Source organism: Marinobacter sediminicola, assembly GCF_031157525.1.
Lineage (GTDB): Bacteria > Pseudomonadota > Gammaproteobacteria > Pseudomonadales > Oleiphilaceae > Marinobacter > Marinobacter sediminicola.
Window position 1 is genome coordinate 32,736 of sequence record NZ_JAVIXR010000001.1, and the last position, 19,703, is coordinate 52,438.

Consider the following 19,703-nt stretch of genomic DNA (forward strand, 5'->3'; position numbering starts at 1 on the left):
ACGGAGCACAGACATGGCCAGCGTTCCCGCAGAAACAATTCCGAATATGCCAGCCACTCAAGGTGGCGGTGGCTCCGAAAGCAACAGTGATTTGTTTCTGGGCTTTAACCGCCTGAACCTGCTGCGACAGGTTGGCCTGATGGTAGGGCTTGCTGCCAGTGTTGCCTTGGGCCTCGCAGTTGTACTTTGGGCGCAGGAGCCGAATTATCAGCCCGTGGTGGGGGACTTGTCTGCATACAACCCGCAAGACGTAACCACCATTCTCGACAGCAATGGCATCGATTATAAAATGGATACGCGCACCGGTGCTCTGTTGGTACCTTCCGATCAGGTATACACGGCTCGGCTTAAATTGGCTGCCGAGGGTGTTACAGATCAAAAAACCATGGGTTACGAACTGCTCGACAAGGATCGTGGCCTGGGTACCTCCCAGTTCATGGAAACCGTCAGCTACCGCCGTGGCCTTGAGGGCGAGTTGGCGCGCACCATTAGCAGTATGCGTGGCGTGCGCGCTGCCCGGGTTCACCTGGCTATTCCGGAGCGTTCCGTATTTGTGCGGGACGCCCGCGATCCCACCGCATCGGTTTTCCTCGAAGTGTTTGCAGGACGTCGCCCGGAACAGGAACAGATTGCAGCGATTGTGAATCTGGTTGCCGGCAGTATTCCAATGATGAACAAAGACCATGTCACGGTTGTTGATCAGAACGGGAACCTGCTGACTGGTAAAACCACTCGCGGCGATGGCGAGCGCATGCAGGATCAATACGAATACACCTCGCGCCTGGAAGAGCGGCTGACGCGCCGCGTTGCCTCTCTAATCGCGCCTATTGTTGGCGAAGGCCGGTACCGGGCCGAAGTGTCTGCAGACCTGGATTTCTCTTCAGTTGAGCAGGCCGAGGAGCTGTTCAACCCGGAGCAACAAGCGGTGCGCAGCGAACGTGATCTCACAGAGCAACGTGTCGCCGGTTTTAACGGCGGCGTGCCGGGGGCTCTGTCCAATCAGCCTCCTGCTAACGCGACAGTGCCTGAGCAGGTTAATGCGCAAGCCGGCGATGTAGAGGGCGGCGTGCCAGTACCACCGCCAGTGAACGTGCGTAAGGAGTCTACGCGCAACTATGAGATGGATCGCACGGTTAGCTATACCCGACAGGAGCTCGGGCGCGTAAGGCGCGTAACGGTTGCACTGGCTGTAGACGACATGAAAGTGGTCAATCCGGACACCGGCGCGGTAACCTATGAAGCTTGGCCCGAGCAGGAGTTGCAGCGACTGAGCATGTTGGTGCGGGATGCTGTAGGCTATTCTGCTGCACGCGGCGACAGCGTGACCGTAATGAATACAGCGTTTGCCCCGGAAGAGACTTACGAGTTTGAAGCGCCCGGGTTCTGGGAGCAGCCCTGGTTTTGGGATCTCATGAAGCAGGTTTTGGCTGGTCTGGTAATTTTGGTACTGGTGCTAGGCCTGTTGCGACCAACATTGAAGAGCCTGTCCGGTGGTGGCCAGCGTTCCCGGGGTGGGGATTCTGATTTGGATGGGTATGATGATGAAGGTGGCAACGACGCTTTGCGGAAGGCATTGTCCTCGCAGGACGACTTGCTTTTGCCGGGCGCTACAGACAGCTATGATAGACAACTGAATGCTCTTAAAGGCCTGATTGCCGAAGATCCGGCGAGGGTCTCTCAGGTGATGCGCCAGTGGGTGAATGTTGATGACTGATCAATCCGGAGCGCCAGGTGCTGATGCACCGCAAGCGCCTCAGCGGAAAATTCCTCGGGTGGAGCAGGCGGCGATCCTGCTGATGTCTCTGGGCGAAGCAGATGCCGCCGAAGTGCTCAAGCATATGGGGCCCAAAGAGGTCCAGCGGGTAGGTGTTGCCATGGCTCAGATGAAAGATGTGAGCAAGGGCGATGTGACCTATGTGTTGAATCAGTTTGTCGATGCAGTCGGCGGCCAAACCGGGCTAGGTGTGGGCAATGACGATTATATTCGCGCCATGCTGACTCAAGCACTGGGCGACGACAAAGCCGCGAGCCTGATTGATCGCATTCTTATCGGTGGCAATACCACCGGTCTGGACACGCTCAAATGGATGGAGCCGAGAGCTGTTGGCGATATTATCCGTTATGAGCACCCGCAAATTCAGGCCATCGTTATCTCCTACCTCGATCCGGACCAAGCTGCTGAAATTCTGGCAACGCTGGATGAGAAGGTGCGCCTCGACGTAATGATGCGGGTGGCTTCGCTGGAAAGCATTCAGCCCCAAGCCCTGCAAGAACTCAACGATATTCTGGAAAAGCAGTTCTCCGGTGGGTCTGCGGCCCAGACCAGTCGCATAGGCGGTATAAAGCGGGCGGCGGACATTATGAACTTTATGGATCGCAGCATTGAAGGCAGTCTGCTGGACTCCATCAAGGATATGGATCCGGACCTCGCAACCACCATAGAAGACCTCATGTTTGTGTTTGATAACCTTAAAGATATCGACGACCGGGGTATTCAGGCGTTGCTGCGAGAGGTGTCCTCTGAAGTGCTGGTTGTTGCCCTGAAAGGTGCTGATGACGCTGTACAGGAAAAAATCTTCAAGAATATGTCCAAGCGAGCAGCCGAGTTGCTACAGGACGATCTGGAAGCGAAAGGCCCGGTGCGGGTGAGCGAAGTGGAATCAGCTCAGAAAGACATTATTAACATTGCCCGTCGTATGGCCGAAGCGGGAGAAATCACGCTGGGCGGCGCGGGTGAAGAAATGATGTGATGAAAGACTCCTCCAAAGATACTGTTAAAGATCTCAGCCGCATTCCCAAGGAGGAACTGACCGCCTATGAACGGTGGGAGCTCCCGTTGCTGGATGCCCGTGGTAATGAGGTTGCTCGCGTGGAAGAGCGTGACCTGAAGCCTCTGACCGCTGGCGATATCGCTGAAATTCGCCAGGCTGCACATGAAGATGGCGTTAACGAAGGCCGGGAGCAAGGATTGCAGGAGGGCCGAGCTGCGGGTTTTGAACAGGGCCATAAAGAAGGCCTTGAAGCAGGACTTGCCGAAGGGAAGGAGCGCGGGCAGAGCGAAGGTTATGACGAAACCCGCAAGGAAGTAAGCGCAAACCTTGATCGCCTTGAACAGTTGCTGGGCGAGTTACTGGTGCCTATCGGTCGGCATCAGGATGAAATTGAAACGTCACTGCTGAACCTGACCATGGTCCTTGCCCGGGCCGTTGTTTACCGCGAACTGACCATTGACTCTTCACAGATACGCAAGGTGGTGCGGCGTGCCATAGAAGCACTGCCCACAACTGCGGAAAATGTCCGAATTTATGTTCATCCGGACGACCGAAGCGCCGTCCGCGAAGTGGCCGAGCGTTTTGAGGCGAAAGCCTCTGTTGTGGAAGATGACAAGTTACTGCCTGGCGGCTGTCGGGTTGAAACCCGCAATAGCCTTGTAGACTTTACTGTCGAAAAACGCTTTCAGCGTGCCGTTCAGAGCATGTTGGAGCAGCAGATCGGTGACGGTGAAAACGGTGAACCAGAAGAGCTGGGTGCACTTATGGATGATCTGACAGATTTTCAGCGGGACGTGCTGAGCTCCCCGGGAGAATCGCCAAACGAAGACTCTGTTGAAGGCGCGCCCACTGAAGATAAGCCCATTGAAGGCGAACCCGATGACATCCTCCCTGGCTGATCGCCTCGATCGATATCAGGCGTACCTCCGGGCAGATCTGGACCCCGAGCTTTCAGGGCGCCTGACCAGAATGGTCGGGCTAACGCTCGAGTGTGTCGGTTGTCCCATGGTGGTGGGCGACCGCTGCGTGATCAAAGGAGAAGGCGGCAGCACCGTTGAGGCGGAAGTGGTAGGGTTTGAGGACGATAAAGTTTACCTCATGCCTTTAACAGCCATTGAAGGCCTTAAACCGGGCGCAAGAGTGGTTCGGTTATCCTCAGCCAGCCGCGTGCCTGTTGGCCCTCTTATGCTGGGCCGTGTAGTGGATGGCAGTGGCGAGCCCCTTGATGGCAAGGGGCCGTTGCAGGCTGAAGCCCGGGTGCCTCTTACCGGCGATATTATCAACCCTCTTAACCGCGCTCCTGTACGCCAATCCATGGATGTGGGCATCCGGGCTATTAATGCCTTGCTGACCGTTGGCCAGGGGCAGCGTTTGGGCCTGTTTGCGGGCAGTGGTGTGGGTAAGAGTATGCTGCTTGGCATGATGACCCGGTTTACAGACGCCGATATCACCGTTGTTGGTTTGATTGGTGAGCGGGGCCGGGAAGTTAAAGAGTTTATTGAAGATATACTGGGTGAAGAGGGCCTGGCGAGATCGGTTGTTGTTGCCTCTCCGGCGGATGATTCACCCTTGATGCGATTGCGTGCGGCCATGCTTACCACTCGCATTGCAGAGTACTACCGCGACAAAGGCAAACGCGTTCTGCTGTTGATGGACTCCCTCACACGGTATGCGCAAGCCCAGCGTGAAATTGCGTTGGCGGTTGGTGAGCCACCGGCAACCAAAGGCTACCCGCCTTCGGTATTTGCCAAGTTGCCACAACTGGTGGAGCGGACGGGCAATGGTTTGCCCGGGGGCGGCTCCATTACTGCGTTCTATACCGTGTTGACCGAAGGCGACGACCAGCAAGACCCCATTGCAGATGCCGCCAGAGCCATACTGGATGGTCACATTGTGCTGTCCCGCAGGCTTGCGGAAGAGGGCCATTACCCAGCCATCGACGTTGAAGCGTCTATCAGCCGGGTTATGCCACAAGTAACAGAAACCGAGCATTTTGCCCGTTCCCAGCGGTTCAAACAGGTTTATTCACGTTATCAGCAGGCACGGGATTTGATCAGTGTAGGTGCTTACGTGAAAGGCTCCGATCCCGAAACCGATTTCGCCATTACCCACATCAGCAACATGCGCCAGTTCCTGCAGCAGGATCTGAACGAGCGTGCGTCGCTACCTGAAAGTATTGAGGGCTTGTTGTCGGTGGTGCCGGAGAGGCGCTCACCGGAACGCCGGAAATCTGCCGCTCCTGACCCAACGGCCGGTGCCACTAGAGGTGCTGGTTAATGCTTCGCTCCCAACGCCTCGCAGTTGTGCTCACTCTCGAAGAACGGAAGGAGAAAGAAGCGCTGGAGCAGATGGGCAAGGCTCGCGAAGTGGTGGAGCAACACAGCGAACAGGTCGATAAGCTCAACCGTTACCAGCAGGAATACCGGGATCAGATCCGAAACAGCGCCCATGGCGTGGTGCAGGTAAATCGCTTACAAGCCTGGCAGGCATTTATTGCCCAGCTTGATCAGGTTATCCTGCAGCAACAGAAACAGCTTGCCCAGGCTGAAGCAATGTTTGAGGCCCGCCGGCGAGAGTGGCAACAAGCCTGGGAGCGTCGGCGGGGTATGGAGAAATACATTGAAACCTGTCGCCAGCAAGAAAGCAGGGCGCAGGATGCTCAAGAGCAAAAGCATGCGGATGAGGCTGCAGGCCGGGCTTTTGCTCGCCGTCGTCAATGACGCTTACGCTGAATTAATCTTCACTCCATGCAATCTCACAGCGCTGCGCTATCCTTGTATAAGCAAGGTTTGCCTGAACCAAGGCTGCCAGATGTTTTAACGAATGCCACCGGAGGTTTATGCGGATGCCGATTGAGACTCACCGCAGTCGCGATGGACGGTCCCTGACCATCAAGATAGAAGGTCGCTTTGATTTCAGCACCCATCAGGCCTTTCGGGATGCCTATGAACATGGTGGGCGAGATGTTAGCGGTTACGTTGTGGATTTGTCAGACGCGACCTATCTCGATAGTTCTGCGCTGGGTATGCTGCTCCTGCTCCGGGATCATGCCGGGGGAGACAGTGCCGATATTGTCATTGAGAACTGCAACAACGATGTCCGCAAGATACTGACCATTTCCAACTTTGAGCAACTATTCACCATTCGGTGATCGCGCAGATCACGGAAACCTGCCATGGACGAATCTGCAGCAGAGACTACCCCCCTAAATATTCTTATTGCAGACGACAGCGACAGTGACCGCCTGATACTGAAAGCCATACTGAAGCGCCTGGGCCACAGGGTAGTCGATGCGGCCAATGGGCGTGAGGCGGTGGTGCTCTTTCAGTCAGAAGCGCCGGATATTGTCTTGCTGGATGCACTCATGCCCTCCATGGATGGTATGGAAGCCGCGCGACATATCAAGACACTTGCGGGCGAGCGCCTTGTGCCGCTGATTTTTATTACCTCACTGACTGAACCCGAGGACCTGGCAGGGTGCCTTGAAGCCGGGGGGGACGGCTTTCTCAGCAAGCCCTATAACCGGATAATGATTGAAGCCAAGGTCAATGCGTTCAATCGGATGCGCCTGATGCACCGGGCGCTGTCTAATCAGCGCGATTTGATGCATGAGCGAAACCGCCAGTTGTTAAAAGAACAGCACATAGCTCGTGGGGTTTTTGATAACGTCGCTCATACCGGTTGCTTGAATGCGCCTAATATTCGCTACCATGCATCTCCCTTATCGGTGTTCAGTGGCGATGTACTGTTCGCCTCGCCACGGCCTGCCGGTGGGATGCTTGTATTCGCGGGAGATTTTACTGGCCATGGATTGCCAGCCGCTATTGGTGCTATGCCTGTGGCCGAGTCCTTTTATGGTATGGCGGGCAAGGGTTTTAATGGCGCCGATATCCTCAGGGAGATTAACCAGAAGCTGGTCCGCATACTCCCGAAAGATATGTTCTGCTGCGGTGTTATGGTTGAAGTAGACTTTACTCTGAATCAGTTAAACATCTGGAATGGTGGTCTGCCTGATATGTGGCTGATGCGATCGCCAACAGAGCGTTTCAGCCTGCCTTCACGTCATTTGCCCTTGGGGATATTGAGCCCTGATCAGTTTAATGCAGACATGGAAACCGTCAGGTCGCGCCCAGGTGACCGGTTACTCTTGATGACTGATGGCGTGTTGGAATGCACTGACGGTGCGGGGCAGGTCTTTGGAGAGCAGGGCGTTCGTCGGGCTATAGAAAACGCTGGCTTGGACAGGCATCCCTTTGATGCACTGATGGGGGAAATACAGCGGTTTACCGGGCAGCAAAAGTTTGGCGACGATCTCACGCTCTGCTGTCTGGAAATGGTTGAAGAGGAAGGTCAGGTGGTTTTGCCTGATGCCGTTGAGCTTTCGACCCTGGCGGGGCCAACCCAGTGGCGTAGTGTGTATGAACTCCAGGGCAGCACGTTGGGGGAGTTTAACCCTCTGCCACTGCTCCTGCACATTTGTATGGAGGTGCCTGGGTTGCGGAGAAAGAGCGGAGAAATCTATACACTGCTTTCAGAGTTGTACAATAATGCGCTAGAGCACGGTGTGCTTCAGCTTCCATCGGAATGGAAGTTCACCCCTGAGGGCTTTGACCGATACTATTCCGAGCGGGCCAAACGCCTGAACAGGGTGAAAGGTCACTATATACGGTTCAGCTTTCATCACGATTTGATGGCTTGGGGTGGGCGTTTGCGTGTTGTCTGCGAAGACAGCGGTGAAGGCTTCGACTTCCAGAACCATCCTGTTCTGCAAGCCACAGAGATGGCGCAGAGCGGTCCCCGCTACGGCGGCAGGGGCTTGGCATTAATAAAGCGACTGGCGAAGTCGGTCCAGTTTTACAAGAAAGGGAACCGGGTGGAAGTTGTTTATGAATGGTTCTTTTAATAATAACCTTTAACAGGAACAAGGGAGTTGGTCATGGTTGATAAACCACACCTTGATGAAGAAGCTCTGGCAGAGCTTCAGGATGTAATGGAAGATGAGTTCGAAACACTCATTAACACCTACCTCAGCGATTCGAGAGATAGAATTGAAAGCCTGAAGAAAGCGATAAGTGATGGAGATGCAGGCGCCCTGGCCCATACCGCTCACAGCTTTAAGGGCAGTTGCATCAATATTGGAGCACCGCGTCTTGGAGCCCTCAGCCGAGAAGTAGAGAAAGCCGGGCAGGACGAGCGCCTGAGTGATGCGCAGCCCGTTCTTGCGGCCATTGAAGTGGAATTTCAGCGGGTGACGGACGCCCTGCACACGCTCATGGCTGGGGGCGCGGGATAGTCTTCTGAGCCGGCAATAGTGCCCAAGCCTTTAGGCTGGCACCGCTTTTGCAGTTATCTGGGTATGAGCCTGATAAACCGCTTTGAAGCGGACTGAATCAGGCATCCAGGGTTCAAAAGCGGCAAGAGGTTGCCATGACTCAGATGGTTCTTCCCCAGACTCCCGCACCAGGGATGCAGAATGATGCCGGTGCCTCCAAAACCGGATCAGGTCGAGACAATGTGGCCGGTGAAAGCCGGTATGATTCTGTTTCCCGTATGGAGCAAAAACGGCTGGATCGCCAACAGACCCAGCGTCGTGACGATAACAAACAGGCCGAAACGAAAAGTGCCCGAAACGCCAACGGCGAGCCGAATGCGAACCAGGCTCAGCCTTCCGGGAAGCACGGTGAACCGGGCAAAAATGGCAAAACCGCCACAACAGACGAAGCAACTGTGGTTGGTACCGGTGCTGACGGAGCGAGCGCAGAACTTGCGCCCGAGATGGAAGCTCTCGCCATTCCTCTGACCTTTGCAGAATTGCAGGCACTGCTGGTGCCGGCGACAGGGCAGACATCTGCCTTAGGCGGATTAGCTGCTAACAATCCTGCGGTAACAGCGCCAGGTGCCGAGTTGGTTGCTGGGCTTGCCGGAGCTAAACCTGAACAGACCTCCCCTCAGTTAACCGACGCATTGATGCCTTTGGCCGGTAAATCGGCCGGCTCTGTTGATCCTTCTACGCTGCTGGCCGGAACCCGTTTCGAATCGGCGGTTGAACTGGTTTCCCAACAAAACGCCAACAACGCTGCCGGGAAACTGGCGGCAGACGCACAGGTACCCCTGAGGAGCTACGCAACATCGGTTGATGTGCCGGTAAATCATGCAGAATGGGGCGACAAGCTGATGGGCAAGCTCAGTTGGCTCACAGCCAAAAACCTGTCGGTGGCAGAGATTCACCTGACGCCTCCTGACATGGGCCCAATGGAGGTTCGGGTACGAGTTCAGAATGACCAGGCCAACATAACCGTACATGCAGCGAACCCTGTGGTTCGTGAGCAGCTGGAACTTCATTCCCACCGGCTCCGCGACATGCTGGGTGAGCAAGGCCTTTCTCTGGCTCAGTTTGATGTGTCGGATAACTCTCGGAATTCGTCTGGAGAGCAGAATACAGACGAAGGAAACGGCTCTTCGCCCGGGACCGGCACAACACTCTCAGCTCTGGAAGGCGGTGACGAAGGGGGGCTAGCCGGCAATCTTGACCTGAGCTGGAACGGCGCTATCGATGTATTTGCCTGAGCATCAGCGCTAAATACTGAGTTCTGCTCGCCAAACGCCTTTGCCCAACACCTCTTGCAAGGCTAAACTGCGGGACTGAACGGAGGGTAGGGCGTTCTGGCCCACTCCTTGCAACCAAATTTACAAACGTCATGGGCAAGAGCGTTCATCGACGGATTTTTGGCGAAAAACACTATGGCAGAAAACAGCGCAGCTGAAGCAACACCGGCCAAAAAAGGTAAACTGAAACTGATCATTTTGCTGGTGATCGTAGTGATATTGGCAATAGCGTTATCCGTCGCAGGAACCCTGTGGTTTCTAGGTGGCACCCTACCCGGAATGGGGGGCGACGGCGCCAGCGAGGACAGTGCAGTAACCGAAGAGCCCTTTATACCCAGTGCTTATCTGGATATCGACAAAGCTTTGGTAACAACGGTTCAGGGAGAGGGGCGCCAGCGTTATGTGCAGGTGTATGTCTCGCTGGAAGCGCTGGGCCCTCAGGCTCTGGCTGCGGCCGAGCTGCACATGCCTTTGATTCGTAGCCAGTTGGTGATGGTGCTCGGGAATAGCAGCTTTGCTGAACTGCAAACGCCAGACGGTCGTAAAAATCTCGCGGCCAGTATGCTGGGTACAGTGAATCAGGTTTTGGAGCAGGAAGGCGAGCCCGCCATCACCAGGGTGTTGTTCAGGAACTTTGTAGTTCAATAGTCAGCGCAACAGAGCCCTTTTTTTGGGCAAAGCTTTTCAGCGGCAGGACAAGGTATGCAGGATTTACTGTCACAGGATGAAATTGATGCGCTCCTTCACGGCGTAGATGAAGGTGACATTGATACCTATGAAGAAAGCGACGAAACCGGTGTAAAGTCCTACGACCTTTCCAGTCAGGATCGTATTGTCCGGGGTCGGATGCCGACGCTGGAAATGATAAACGAGCGCTTTGCCCGCTACACCCGTATCAGCCTGTTTAACTTGCTGCGCCGCAATGCGGATGTCTCCACTGGCGGCGTTCAGATCATGAAATTTGGCGAGTACATACACACTCTGTATGTGCCCACCAGTTTGAATCTTTGCAAGGTACGCCCGCTGCGGGGAACCTCCCTGTTTGTTCTGGATGCAAAGCTTGTATTCAAACTGGTTGATAACTTTTTCGGCGGTGAGGGGCGGCATGCAAAGATCGAAGGCCGCGAGTTCACGCCAACAGAAAACCGCATTGTTCAGATGGTCCTGAATCAGGTTTTTCAGGACATGCAGGAAGCCTGGCAAGCGGTTATCAAAGTCGATTTCGAATACCTCAGTTCCGAGGTAAACCCGGCCATGGCCAACATTGTCAGCCCCAGCGAGGTGGTGGTGGTCAGCACCTTTCATATAGAGCTTGATGGCGGCGGAGGTGAGCTACACTTTGCTTTACCCTATTCAATGATTGAGCCTATCCGTGACGTGCTCGATTCTGGTGTTCAAAGCGACGTTGATGACGTGGACGAGCGCTGGGTCAGCGCCATGCAGGAAGACATCAAAGAGGTGGAGGTCCCGATCAATACCACTGTCTGCAGGCGCCGGATTTCCCTGAGGGAGGTCGCCAAGCTGAAGGCCGGCGATATTATACCGGTAGAGGTGCCTGAGCATCTGACAGTCACCGCCAATGGTATTCCCATTTACAAGGCAACCATGGGAACCCGGGACGGAAAGCTGGCGTTGAGAATTCATGAGCGGGCGGAACGCCCAAAGGTAAAAAAACAATCGAAGGTAGGACGCAATGGCTGACGACAATAAAGAAGGTCAGGAGCTGAGCGAGGACGAAAAGCTGGCTGCCGAATGGGAAGCGGCTATGGAAGAGTCCGGTGATGAAGGCTCCGAAGAGTCCACGGATGATGAGTGGGCTCAAGCTATGGAAGAGGCTGGGGAGACAGGGGCTGGTAAGGCCGCCGATAGCAGCGTCCGCACCGCTCCCATGGAGGAGTTTGACGAAAGTGGCATCGCGACCACAGGCAGCGCTACGCCGCCAGATCTGGATGTGATTCTGGATATACCCGTCAGTATCTCTATGGAGGTCGGGAACACCCAAATACCCATTCGCAACCTGCTGCAACTGAACCAGGGCTCGGTGATCGAACTGGATCGGCTTGCAGGCGAGCCGCTGGATGTGTTGGTAAACGGAACCCTTATCGCCCACGGTGAGGTCGTTATGGTCAACGAAAAGTTCGGCATCCGCCTGACCGACGTGATCAGCCCGGGCGAACGCATCAAGCGGCTGCAGAAATAATATGAGGATTCAGACAGCGGTAGTGTCGCTGCTCCTGCTGGCAGTACCTGCCATTGCAGAAGAATCCGCTGAGGCCGTAAAGAGTGCCCCTGCAAAAATGACGGGCAACGCTCCGGATACCTTGGGCACCTTGCTTAGCCTGGGCGTCGGCTTGCTGGCTGTTATCGCCGTTATCTATGGTTGTGCCTGGATCATTCGCAGAATGAATGGCATGACGGGCATGAATAACAATGCCATCAAAGTTGTCTCCGTAATGGCCATTGGCGCCCGTGAGCGCATTGCGTTGATTGAAGTGGGCGGCCAGCAGATCTTACTGGGGATCACCCCATCCGCTATACGAACACTGCAGGTGTTTGAAGAACCGGTTGTGGATGCAGGTAAAGCAAATCCCGGAGACTTCGCCAAACGCCTGCAGGGCATGATTGGTAAATCCTGGACAGCTCCGAGCAAGGAATGATTAGCCCTATGATGGTGGCCAAGCTCAAACGACACTTTCCGCTCTTCGTTGTGCTCGCAGGCCTGCTGTGGACGCCTTTGGCGTTCGCAGATTTGCCTGGTATTCCCGCATTCACCGTTCAGCCCGGTGAGGGTGAGGGTGTTCAGGAGTACACGGTAACCCTGCAAATCCTAGCGTTGATGACGGCGCTGACGTTCCTGCCTGCCATGCTGATGATGATGACATCCTTCACTCGCATCATCGTAGTCTTTGCAATTTTACGACAGGCTCTGGGCCTGCAGGCGACGCCTTCAAATCAGATACTGCTTGGCCTTGCACTGTTTCTCAGTATTTTTATCATGAAACCAGTGCTGGAAGAGGCTAATCGCGCAGGGTTGCAGCCCTACCTTCAGGAGGAGGTGACTTCTCTGGAAGCCGTGGAACTGGCCAGTAAGCCGTTTAAAGAATTCATGTTGGGGCAAACCCGAGAAGACGACCTTGCGTTGTTCATGCGCATTGCAGACGTGAAGTATGATACGGCTCAGGATGTCTCGTTCTGGATACTGATGCCGGCGTTTGTGACCAGTGAGCTGAAAACAGCCTTTCAGATAGGGTTTATACTGTTTATTCCGTTTCTGATTCTCGACATGGTCGTCGCCAGTGTTTTGATGGCCATGGGTATGATGATGTTGTCACCCATCATTATCTCGCTGCCGTTCAAGATTATGTTGTTTGTTCTTGTGGACGGCTGGGCCCTGATCATGGGCACCCTCGCAGCCAGTTACGGGATATAGACAGGCTATGGGAAACAGGAGAGCAGCATGACTCCGGAAACCGTTATCGACATCATCCGTGAAGCCCTGTGGATGATTGTGCTTTTTGCGTCTGTCATTATCGGGCCGGGACTGGTTATTGGTCTGGTGGTGAGTACCTTCCAGGCGGCCACCCAGATCAACGAACAAACCCTCAGCTTTCTGCCACGCCTGCTGGTAACACTTATTGTGATCATTGTTTTGGGCCCTTGGTTGCTGACCAAGCTTCTGGATCATGCACACCGGCTGATCTCCAGCATCCCCTACCTGATTGGTTAATCCATGACCCCCATGGAACTCAGTGCAGACATGCTCGGCCAGTGGGTTGGGCAGCACCTTTGGCCACTGTTTCGCTTGGCCAGCTTTCTGATGGTCATCCCCATTTTCGGTACCCAGTTGGTTCCGGCCAGAGTGCGCTTGGGGCTTGCGCTGTTAATGACTATTTTGATTGTACCGATGATTCCAGAAGTGCCAAAAGTCGACGCTCTGAGTGCAGACGCGGTCGTTATCACTCTGCAGCAAATACTGATCGGCGTAGGCATGGGATTCGCGTTGACGGCGCTCTGGCAGCTGTTCGTTGTTGCCGGCCAGATGATCGCCATGCAAATGGGCCTCGGCTTCGCCTCCATGGTCGACCCTGCCAACGGCGTTAACGTGCCTGTACTGGCGCAAATCTACACCATAACCGTTACCTTACTGTTCCTTGCCATGAACGGTCATCTGGTGGCGTTTGAGGTGTTTATTGAAAGCTTCCGAACCATGCCCATCGGCATGGAAGGCTTGGGCCAGGTAGGTGTATGGGAACTGGCGCACCGCATAAGCTGGATGTTTACGTCTGCCATGCTGCTCGCACTACCGGCAGTGACTGCGGTGCTTATTGTCAGCATATCCTTCGGCGTAATGACCCGGGCCGCCCCTCAAATGAACATCTTTGCGTTGGGCTTCCCAATTGGCCTGATTTTTGGATTGTTTGCTATATGGGTGCTGCACGCCAACTTTCTGCCGCATTTCCAGAACTACACTGAGCAAACCTTTGAGTTCATGCGGGGCCTTCAGGGGCAACCCTAACTGATACGCCAAGAGTTTTAGCATGGCTGAAGAAAACGACAACAGTCAGGAGAAAACCGAAGAGGCCACCCCCCGAAGGCTCGAAAAAGCCAGGGAGGATGGCCAAACTGCCCGATCAAAAGAGCTGGCCACCATGGCGGTCCTGATTGCTGGGGCTGGCGGTCTGCTGATGTTCGGGGCGCAACTGGGTGCCTCAATGGAAGCCATCATGCGTGATGCCTTTACTCTGGAACGCTCAGCCATATTCGACACCCGGCACATGAGCATTCAGCTGATGGCGTCCGCCAAAGAAGCAGCTTGGGCGCTTTCGCCCATTCTTGTTCTCTTGGTCATCGCCGCTATCGCTGGCTCTATAGGCATTGGGGGATTGCTGTTCAGCGGCAAGGCCATAGCCCCCAAACTCAATCGCATGGACCCCATCAAGGGTCTGGGCCGGATGTTTTCCGCACGCTCCCTGATCGAGCTGGTCAAAGCCATCGCCAAAGTGGGCCTGGTAATGGCCTTGGCGCTCCTGATTCTGAACGTTCGCACCGAAGATTTACTCTCTATCGCCAATGAGCCGGCAGTGCCCGCCATGGAGCACGTGCTCTGGACATTGGGTTGGAGTTTTTTCCTGCTCTCGTGTGCCACCATCATCATTGCCATGATCGACGTACCATTCCAGATTTTCGACCATCAGAAAAAGCTGCGAATGACCAAGCAGGAAATAAAAGATGAGTACAAAGACAGTGAAGGCAAGCCTGAGGTCAAAGGCAAAATCCGCCAGCTCCAGCGCGAAATGGCCCAACGCCGCATGATGCAGGACGTGCCCACGGCCGACGTGGTCATCACCAACCCGACTCACTATGCGGTAGCGCTGAAATACGATCCGGACTCCATGGGGGCTCCAATGGTTGTGGCAAAAGGCAATGACCAGACGGCCTTCAAAATTATGGAAATTGCCCGCGAGCACAAAGTCGAAATCCTCCGCACGCCTCCGCTAACCCGAGCCGTGTACCACAACAGCGACATAGGCGACGAAATCCCCGATGGCCTCTACATGGCCATAGCTCAGGTTCTGGCTTATGTGTTCCAGCTCCGGCAGTTCCGCAAGGGGCGAGGGCCCAAGCCTGGGATGCCTGATTTGCCGATTCCTTCTGATTTGCGGCGGGATATTTGAGTTGGGTTTAGCTGGGTAGTTTTGGGGCAAAGCGGCAGTGGCGGGGCGGTTCAGGGCACGCTATGTCGAGATATCTGAGAAGCCGGATAGCCTACGGGTGAGTATCCCTCCCAAAAATGTCGTAGGCCAAGGACGGCCGAAGACAAGCGCACATGGATGTGCTCGTAGCGGTTTTTGGGAGGGATACTCACCTGTAGGTTATCACCCAAGATGGCAGGCTACAAAAAAGGAGGGTAGGTACAAGGAGGATGAACCACCACCAGTGCCCGAAGGCACCAGTGGGGCAACAATTAACGCTGAGGTCAGTCTTCTTTGTGTTCGTAAATCGCCTTACCCCATGCTTCGCGGCTGCCCGGAAGAATCAGGTTCAAGATGATGGCCGCAACCGCGCACAGGGCGATACCTTCGAGATGGCCCAGAACCATGCCGCCAATGCCGAACACCAGAGTTACGCCTACGATAACCAGATTCCGCGCCTGGGATAGATCAACTTGATGGCGGATCAGAGTGCTCATGCCTACCACGGCAATAGAACCGAACAGCAAGCACAGAATGCCCCCCATTACCGGTACCGGAATAGTCTGCAGAACCGCACCGAACTTGCCTACGAAGGCCAACACGATCGCAGTGCAGGCGGCCCACCACATAACCTTCGGGTTAAAGTTACGGGTCAGCATCACAGCGCCGGTTACCTCGGAGTATGTAGTATTCGGCGGCCCGCCCAGCATGGCGGCAGCACTGGTAGCAAGGCCATCGCCCAGCAGCGTGCGGTGCAGCCCGGGCTTTTCCAGATAGTTTTTGCGGGTCACGTTACCGATCGCCAGAACATCCCCGATGTGCTCAATGGCCGGAGCAATGGCCACCGGAATCATGAATAAAATCGCCCCCCAGCTAAACGCTGGTGCCACAAAGTTGGGAACGGCAAACCAAGGGGCTTGCTGTATAGGCGTAGTATCAACAATGCCTGCAAGTGCAGATAATACATAGCCAACAATCACACCAAACATAATGGGAATCAGGCGGAAAATGCCCTTAGCCCATACCGAGGCAACAATCGTCACAACCAGTGACGTCATTGCAATCCAAAGAGCTGTAGCCTCTGGTATCAACTGCACAGCACCATCGCCGGTGCGGCCTGCCGCCATGTGCACAGCAACAGATGCTAGCCCAAGGCCGATCACCATGATCACCGGGCCGATCACCACAGGGGGCAATAGGCGGGTTACAAAGCCGGTTCCTCGCAGCTTTATGGCGCCACTCAGGATGATATAAAGAATACCTGCCGCCATCAGGCCACCCAGGGTTTCCTCAAGGCCAAACTTGCCCTTGGACGCGATAACAGGCGCGATAAAAGCGAAAGACGAGGCCAGGAAAATAGGAATCTGGCCGCCAGTAACGATATGGAAAATCAGAGTGCCCACACCGGCAGTGAAAAGGGCAACGTTCGGGTCAAGGCCTGTGATCAGTGGCATCAGAACCAGCGCGCCAAATGCTACGAGGAGCATCTGCGAGCCGGCAATCGCCTGCTTCCAGACAGGATCCTTAGTGTGGTCTTCCATGATTAAACGTCCTTCTGCTTGGTGCCGAAAATTTTGTCGCCGGCATCGCCAAGCCCGGGCAGGATGTAGCCTTTCTCGTTCAGGCCATCGTCTACAGACGCGGTGTAAATGGATACATCCGGGTGCGCGTCCAGAACCTTCTTGATACCCTCGGGCGCTGCTACCAGTACCAGGGCACGAATTTCAGTGCTTCCGGCTTTTTTGAGAACGTCGATGGTGGAAATCATTGAGCCACCCGTCGCAACCATAGGGTCTACGATCAAAGCCATGCGCTGATCCAATTCACCCACCAGCTTTTCCAGATAGGTATTGGCTTCCAGAGTTTCCTCATTACGGATCTGGCCTACCACGCTCACTCGGGCAACCGGAATCAGGCTGAGTACACCATCCAGCATGCCGAGCCCAGCTCGCAGAATGGGAACGATAGTGATTTTTTTGCCCTGAATTTGTTCAACGCTAACCGGGCCAGCCCAGCCATCTATCGTTTTTTCCTGCAGGCTGAAATCCTTGGTTGCTTCATACGTCAGCAAAGCCCCGACTTCCTGGGCCAATTCACGAAAATTCTTGGTGCTGATCTCTGCGCGGCGCATCAAGCCGAGTTTGTGTCTGATCAGGGGGTGTCTTACCTCGTGGACTGGCATGGGCTCACCTGTTTTCTGGGTCTGGGGTTAAAGGGTTGTGTTGCAGTTTAGTGGCGCAAGGATACCGCATCTTACAGGGTGAGTCAGGCACCGGAAGTCAGCTTGTGAATGAAATACTGTGCAGGCTGGTACGGATCTTGCGGTAACAGGGTAAAAGATACGTATGTGTCAGAATCTCGACCATGAAAACGCCTTCAGAATCAGTAAATCGGAGTAGCTTAGGGCATGGACAGAGCTTTAGTCCTCAGTAACGTCAAATCCCTGACGCGGGGTAACCTCGGCGTACCCATTATGCTGATGGGATTGCTGGGCATGATGATACTGCCCATGCCGGCGTTTTTGCTGGACGTATTCTTCACCTTCAACATTACGCTCTCCATAGTCATTCTTCTGGTGTGTGTTTATGCCTTGCGCCCCATGGAGTTTGCGTCTTTTCCAACGGTACTGCTGGTTGCGACTCTGTTGCGGCTTGCCCTGAACGTGGCATCTACCCGAATTGTATTGCTGGAGGGGCATGAGGGCGGTGATGCGGCGGGTAAGGTTATTGAATCCTTCGGTGCCGTTCTGATCGGTGGTAACTACGCGGTGGGTCTCGTGGTGTTCGCCATTTTGATGATCATTAACTTCCTCGTGGTGACCAAAGGTGCTGGTCGGGTTTCGGAAGTGAGCGCCCGGTTCACCCTGGACGCCATGCCTGGCAAGCAGATGGCCATTGATGCCGACCTGAACGCAGGCCTGGTTAATCAGGACGAAGCAAAACACCGTCGCGAAGAAATCGCCCAAGAGGCGGATTTCTACGGCTCCATGGACGGTGCCTCGAAGTTTGTTAAAGGTGATGCGGTTGCCGGTTTGCTGATTCTTGCAATCAACATCATTGGCGGTGTTGCCATTGGCATGATTCAGCATGGCCTCGATTTTGGGCTTGCAATGGAACGCTACGCCTTGCTCACCATTGGTGACGGCCTGGTTGCCCAGATCCCTTCACTGCTGCTCTCTACCTCCGCTGCCATCATGGTTACCCGTGTTACTTCCAGCCAGGATATGGGTGGGCAGATACTTCAGCAGATGTTCAGTGCGCCAAAAGCCCTGGCGATTGCTGCCGGCATTCTGATATTGCTTGGTTTGATTCCCGGTATGCCCCACGTGGCCTTCCTTGGTCTTGGCGGGATTGCAGCGGGGAGTGCCTGGTATATCTGGAAAAAAGACAGTCAAACAGTGGAAGAGGGGGGTATGTTTCCTAGCCGCGGAGGCGCGGGTGTTGTGTCTGGCCCTGGTGGGCGTGACTTGCCGCTAACCGGTGATATGGGTGGTGATCCGGGGCGTCAGTTACCCGCGCCGGGCGAAACTCGCGAGCTGGGTTGGGACGACGTAGCTACGGTTGATATTGTCGGGCTGGAGGTGGGTTACCGCCTGATTCCGTTGGTCGATAGAACCCAGGGCGGTCAGTTGCTTAGCCGTATAAAAGGCGTGCGTAAAAAACTGTCTCAGGATTTGGGGTTCCTGATGCCCTCCGTGCATATTCGCGACAACCTGGATCTGATGCCGAACGTTTACCGCATCACGTTGATGGGAGTAACCATCGCGGAGGCGGATATCCACCCTGATCGCGAACTGGCGATCGATCCGGGTCAGGTGTTCGGAAAAATCGAAGGTATAGAGGGAAAGGATCCTGCTTTTGGTCTGGATGCGAGCTGGATTGAGCCTGAAAAGAAAGATCAGGCGCAGACGCTCGGTTATACAGTGGTGGATGCCAGCACGGTTGTTGCAACCCATCTGAATCAGGTTCTGCAAAAGCATGCCCACGAACTGTTGGGGCACGAAGAAGTGCAGAAGTGGCTGGATCAGCTCGAAAAGGCCTCGCCCAAGCTGGCAGAGGAGCTGGTGCCGACCACTGTGTCTATCAGCCTCCTGCTGAAAGTTCTGCAGAACCTCCTCAAAGAAGAAGTCCCCATCCGGGATATGCGTTCCATTGCTGAATCCATGGTGAACGTGCATCCAAAGAGCCAGGATCCAAAATTATTGACCACGGTGGCGCGTCAGTCTCTGCGCAGGATGATTATCCAAAGCATCTGTGGCAACGACTCGGAGATACCGGTAATTACCTTGGATCCGGATTTGGAACAGTTATTGCTTAAGTCTGTTCAGCAGAGTCAACAATCTGGCGGGTTGGAAGATATAGGCCTGGTTCTGGAACCGAATATGGTGGAGAAGCTGCAACGCTCATTACAAGACAGCGTGCAGCGCCAGGAGATGCTGGGTAAGCCCGCCATCCTGCTGGTATCCGGGCCCTTGCGGCCAGTGCTCGCAAAGTTTGCCAGTTACGGTGTGGAGCGGCTGCATGTGCTCTCCTACCAGGAAATACCGGATAACAAACAAATAACGATCGTGGCGTCCGTGGGCCAATAGGCTGGCGGATGAAAGAACGGGCAGCTCAGATAGAGTGTGGCCGGT

The 19,703-nt window shown here is 54.8% G+C and carries 20 protein-coding genes; 18 read left to right on the forward strand and 2 right to left on the reverse strand.

What is annotated here, in order from left to right:
- The first annotated feature begins 13 nt into the window (after positions 1-13).
- The 17 genes from fliF (at position 14) to flhB (ending at position 15,052) form a co-directional block, all read left to right on the forward strand.
- Positions 14-1,714, forward strand: a complete 1,701-nt coding sequence (fliF, locus tag RG807_RS00160) for a flagellar basal-body MS-ring/collar protein FliF (RefSeq protein WP_309043040.1) — start codon at positions 14-16, stop codon at positions 1,712-1,714.
- The gene (gene fliG, locus RG807_RS00165) at positions 1,707-2,750 is read left to right on the forward strand and encodes a flagellar motor switch protein FliG (protein WP_309043041.1); all 1,044 of its coding nucleotides are present in this window, start codon (positions 1,707-1,709) and stop codon (positions 2,748-2,750) included. Before fliF ends, fliG begins: the two co-directional genes overlap by 8 nt.
- Positions 2,750-3,670 carry a flagellar assembly protein FliH gene (locus RG807_RS00170; protein WP_309043042.1) on the forward strand — a complete coding sequence of 307 codons (921 nt, stop codon included), beginning with the start codon at positions 2,750-2,752 and terminating at the stop codon, positions 3,668-3,670. The genes fliG and RG807_RS00170 overlap by 1 nt, the downstream gene beginning before the upstream one ends.
- Positions 3,651-5,048, forward strand: coding sequence for a flagellar protein export ATPase FliI (gene fliI, locus RG807_RS00175; protein WP_309043043.1), 1,398 nt, complete (start codon positions 3,651-3,653; stop codon positions 5,046-5,048). The genes RG807_RS00170 and fliI overlap by 20 nt, the downstream gene beginning before the upstream one ends.
- Positions 5,048-5,491 carry a flagellar export protein FliJ gene (gene fliJ / locus RG807_RS00180; RefSeq protein ID WP_309043044.1) on the forward strand — a complete coding sequence of 148 codons (444 nt, stop codon included), beginning with the start codon at positions 5,048-5,050 and terminating at the stop codon, positions 5,489-5,491. Before fliI ends, fliJ begins: the two co-directional genes overlap by 1 nt.
- Positions 5,492-5,616: 125 nt before the next feature.
- The gene (locus RG807_RS00185; RefSeq protein WP_309043045.1) at positions 5,617-5,922 is read left to right on the forward strand and encodes an STAS domain-containing protein; all 306 of its coding nucleotides are present in this window, start codon (positions 5,617-5,619) and stop codon (positions 5,920-5,922) included.
- A gap of 24 nt (positions 5,923-5,946) precedes the next feature.
- Entirely contained in the window at positions 5,947-7,674 is a 1,728-nt protein-coding gene (locus tag RG807_RS00190; RefSeq protein WP_309043046.1) for an ATP-binding SpoIIE family protein phosphatase, read from the forward strand.
- 33 nt (positions 7,675-7,707) lie between these two features.
- Positions 7,708-8,064, forward strand: coding sequence for an Hpt domain-containing protein (locus RG807_RS00195; protein ID WP_309043047.1), 357 nt, complete (start codon positions 7,708-7,710; stop codon positions 8,062-8,064).
- A gap of 134 nt (positions 8,065-8,198) precedes the next feature.
- Positions 8,199-9,338: a flagellar hook-length control protein FliK gene (locus RG807_RS00200; RefSeq protein WP_309043049.1), complete on the forward strand. Its 1,140-nt coding sequence runs from the start codon at positions 8,199-8,201 to the stop codon at positions 9,336-9,338.
- Between the two features lie 174 nt (positions 9,339-9,512).
- Positions 9,513-10,025 (forward strand): flagellar basal body-associated FliL family protein, encoded by a 513-nt coding sequence (locus tag RG807_RS00205; protein WP_309043050.1) that lies wholly within the window; start codon positions 9,513-9,515, stop codon positions 10,023-10,025.
- 54 nt (positions 10,026-10,079) lie between these two features.
- Positions 10,080-11,078, forward strand: a complete 999-nt coding sequence (gene fliM, locus RG807_RS00210) for a flagellar motor switch protein FliM (protein ID WP_298448035.1) — start codon at positions 10,080-10,082, stop codon at positions 11,076-11,078.
- Positions 11,071-11,577 carry a flagellar motor switch protein FliN gene (fliN, locus tag RG807_RS00215; RefSeq protein ID WP_309043051.1) on the forward strand — a complete coding sequence of 169 codons (507 nt, stop codon included), beginning with the start codon at positions 11,071-11,073 and terminating at the stop codon, positions 11,575-11,577. The genes fliM and fliN overlap by 8 nt, the downstream gene beginning before the upstream one ends.
- 1 nt (position 11,578) lies before the next feature.
- Positions 11,579-12,034: a flagellar biosynthetic protein FliO gene (fliO, locus tag RG807_RS00220; protein WP_309043053.1), complete on the forward strand. Its 456-nt coding sequence runs from the start codon at positions 11,579-11,581 to the stop codon at positions 12,032-12,034.
- An 8-nt stretch (positions 12,035-12,042) separates the two neighbouring features.
- Positions 12,043-12,807, forward strand: coding sequence for a flagellar type III secretion system pore protein FliP (gene fliP / locus RG807_RS00225; protein WP_309043471.1), 765 nt, complete (start codon positions 12,043-12,045; stop codon positions 12,805-12,807).
- Positions 12,808-12,834: 27 nt separating this feature from the next.
- Positions 12,835-13,104 (forward strand): flagellar biosynthesis protein FliQ, encoded by a 270-nt coding sequence (gene fliQ / locus RG807_RS00230; RefSeq protein WP_071267679.1) that lies wholly within the window; start codon positions 12,835-12,837, stop codon positions 13,102-13,104.
- 3 nt (positions 13,105-13,107) lie between these two features.
- Entirely contained in the window at positions 13,108-13,893 is a 786-nt protein-coding gene (gene fliR, locus RG807_RS00235; RefSeq protein ID WP_309043054.1) for a flagellar biosynthetic protein FliR, read from the forward strand.
- 22 nt (positions 13,894-13,915) lie between these two features.
- On the forward strand, positions 13,916-15,052 hold the full coding sequence (flhB, locus tag RG807_RS00240; RefSeq protein WP_309043055.1) for a flagellar biosynthesis protein FlhB: 1,137 nt from the start codon (positions 13,916-13,918) through the stop codon (positions 15,050-15,052).
- A 302-nt stretch (positions 15,053-15,354) separates the two neighbouring features.
- Here flhB and RG807_RS00245 read toward each other — a convergent pair whose 3' ends face one another.
- The gene (locus RG807_RS00245) at positions 15,355-16,611 is read right to left on the reverse strand and encodes a uracil-xanthine permease family protein (RefSeq protein ID WP_309043056.1); all 1,257 of its coding nucleotides are present in this window, start codon (positions 16,609-16,611) and stop codon (positions 15,355-15,357) included.
- A 2-nt stretch (positions 16,612-16,613) separates the two neighbouring features.
- Positions 16,614-17,252: a uracil phosphoribosyltransferase gene (gene upp, locus RG807_RS00250; protein ID WP_298448022.1), complete on the reverse strand. Its 639-nt coding sequence runs from the start codon at positions 17,250-17,252 to the stop codon at positions 16,614-16,616.
- Positions 17,253-17,477: 225 nt separating this feature from the next.
- Here upp and flhA point away from each other — a divergent pair, with 225 nt between their 5' ends.
- Positions 17,478-19,658, forward strand: coding sequence for a flagellar biosynthesis protein FlhA (flhA, locus tag RG807_RS00255; protein ID WP_309043057.1), 2,181 nt, complete (start codon positions 17,478-17,480; stop codon positions 19,656-19,658).
- Positions 19,659-19,703: the final 45 nt, after the last annotated feature.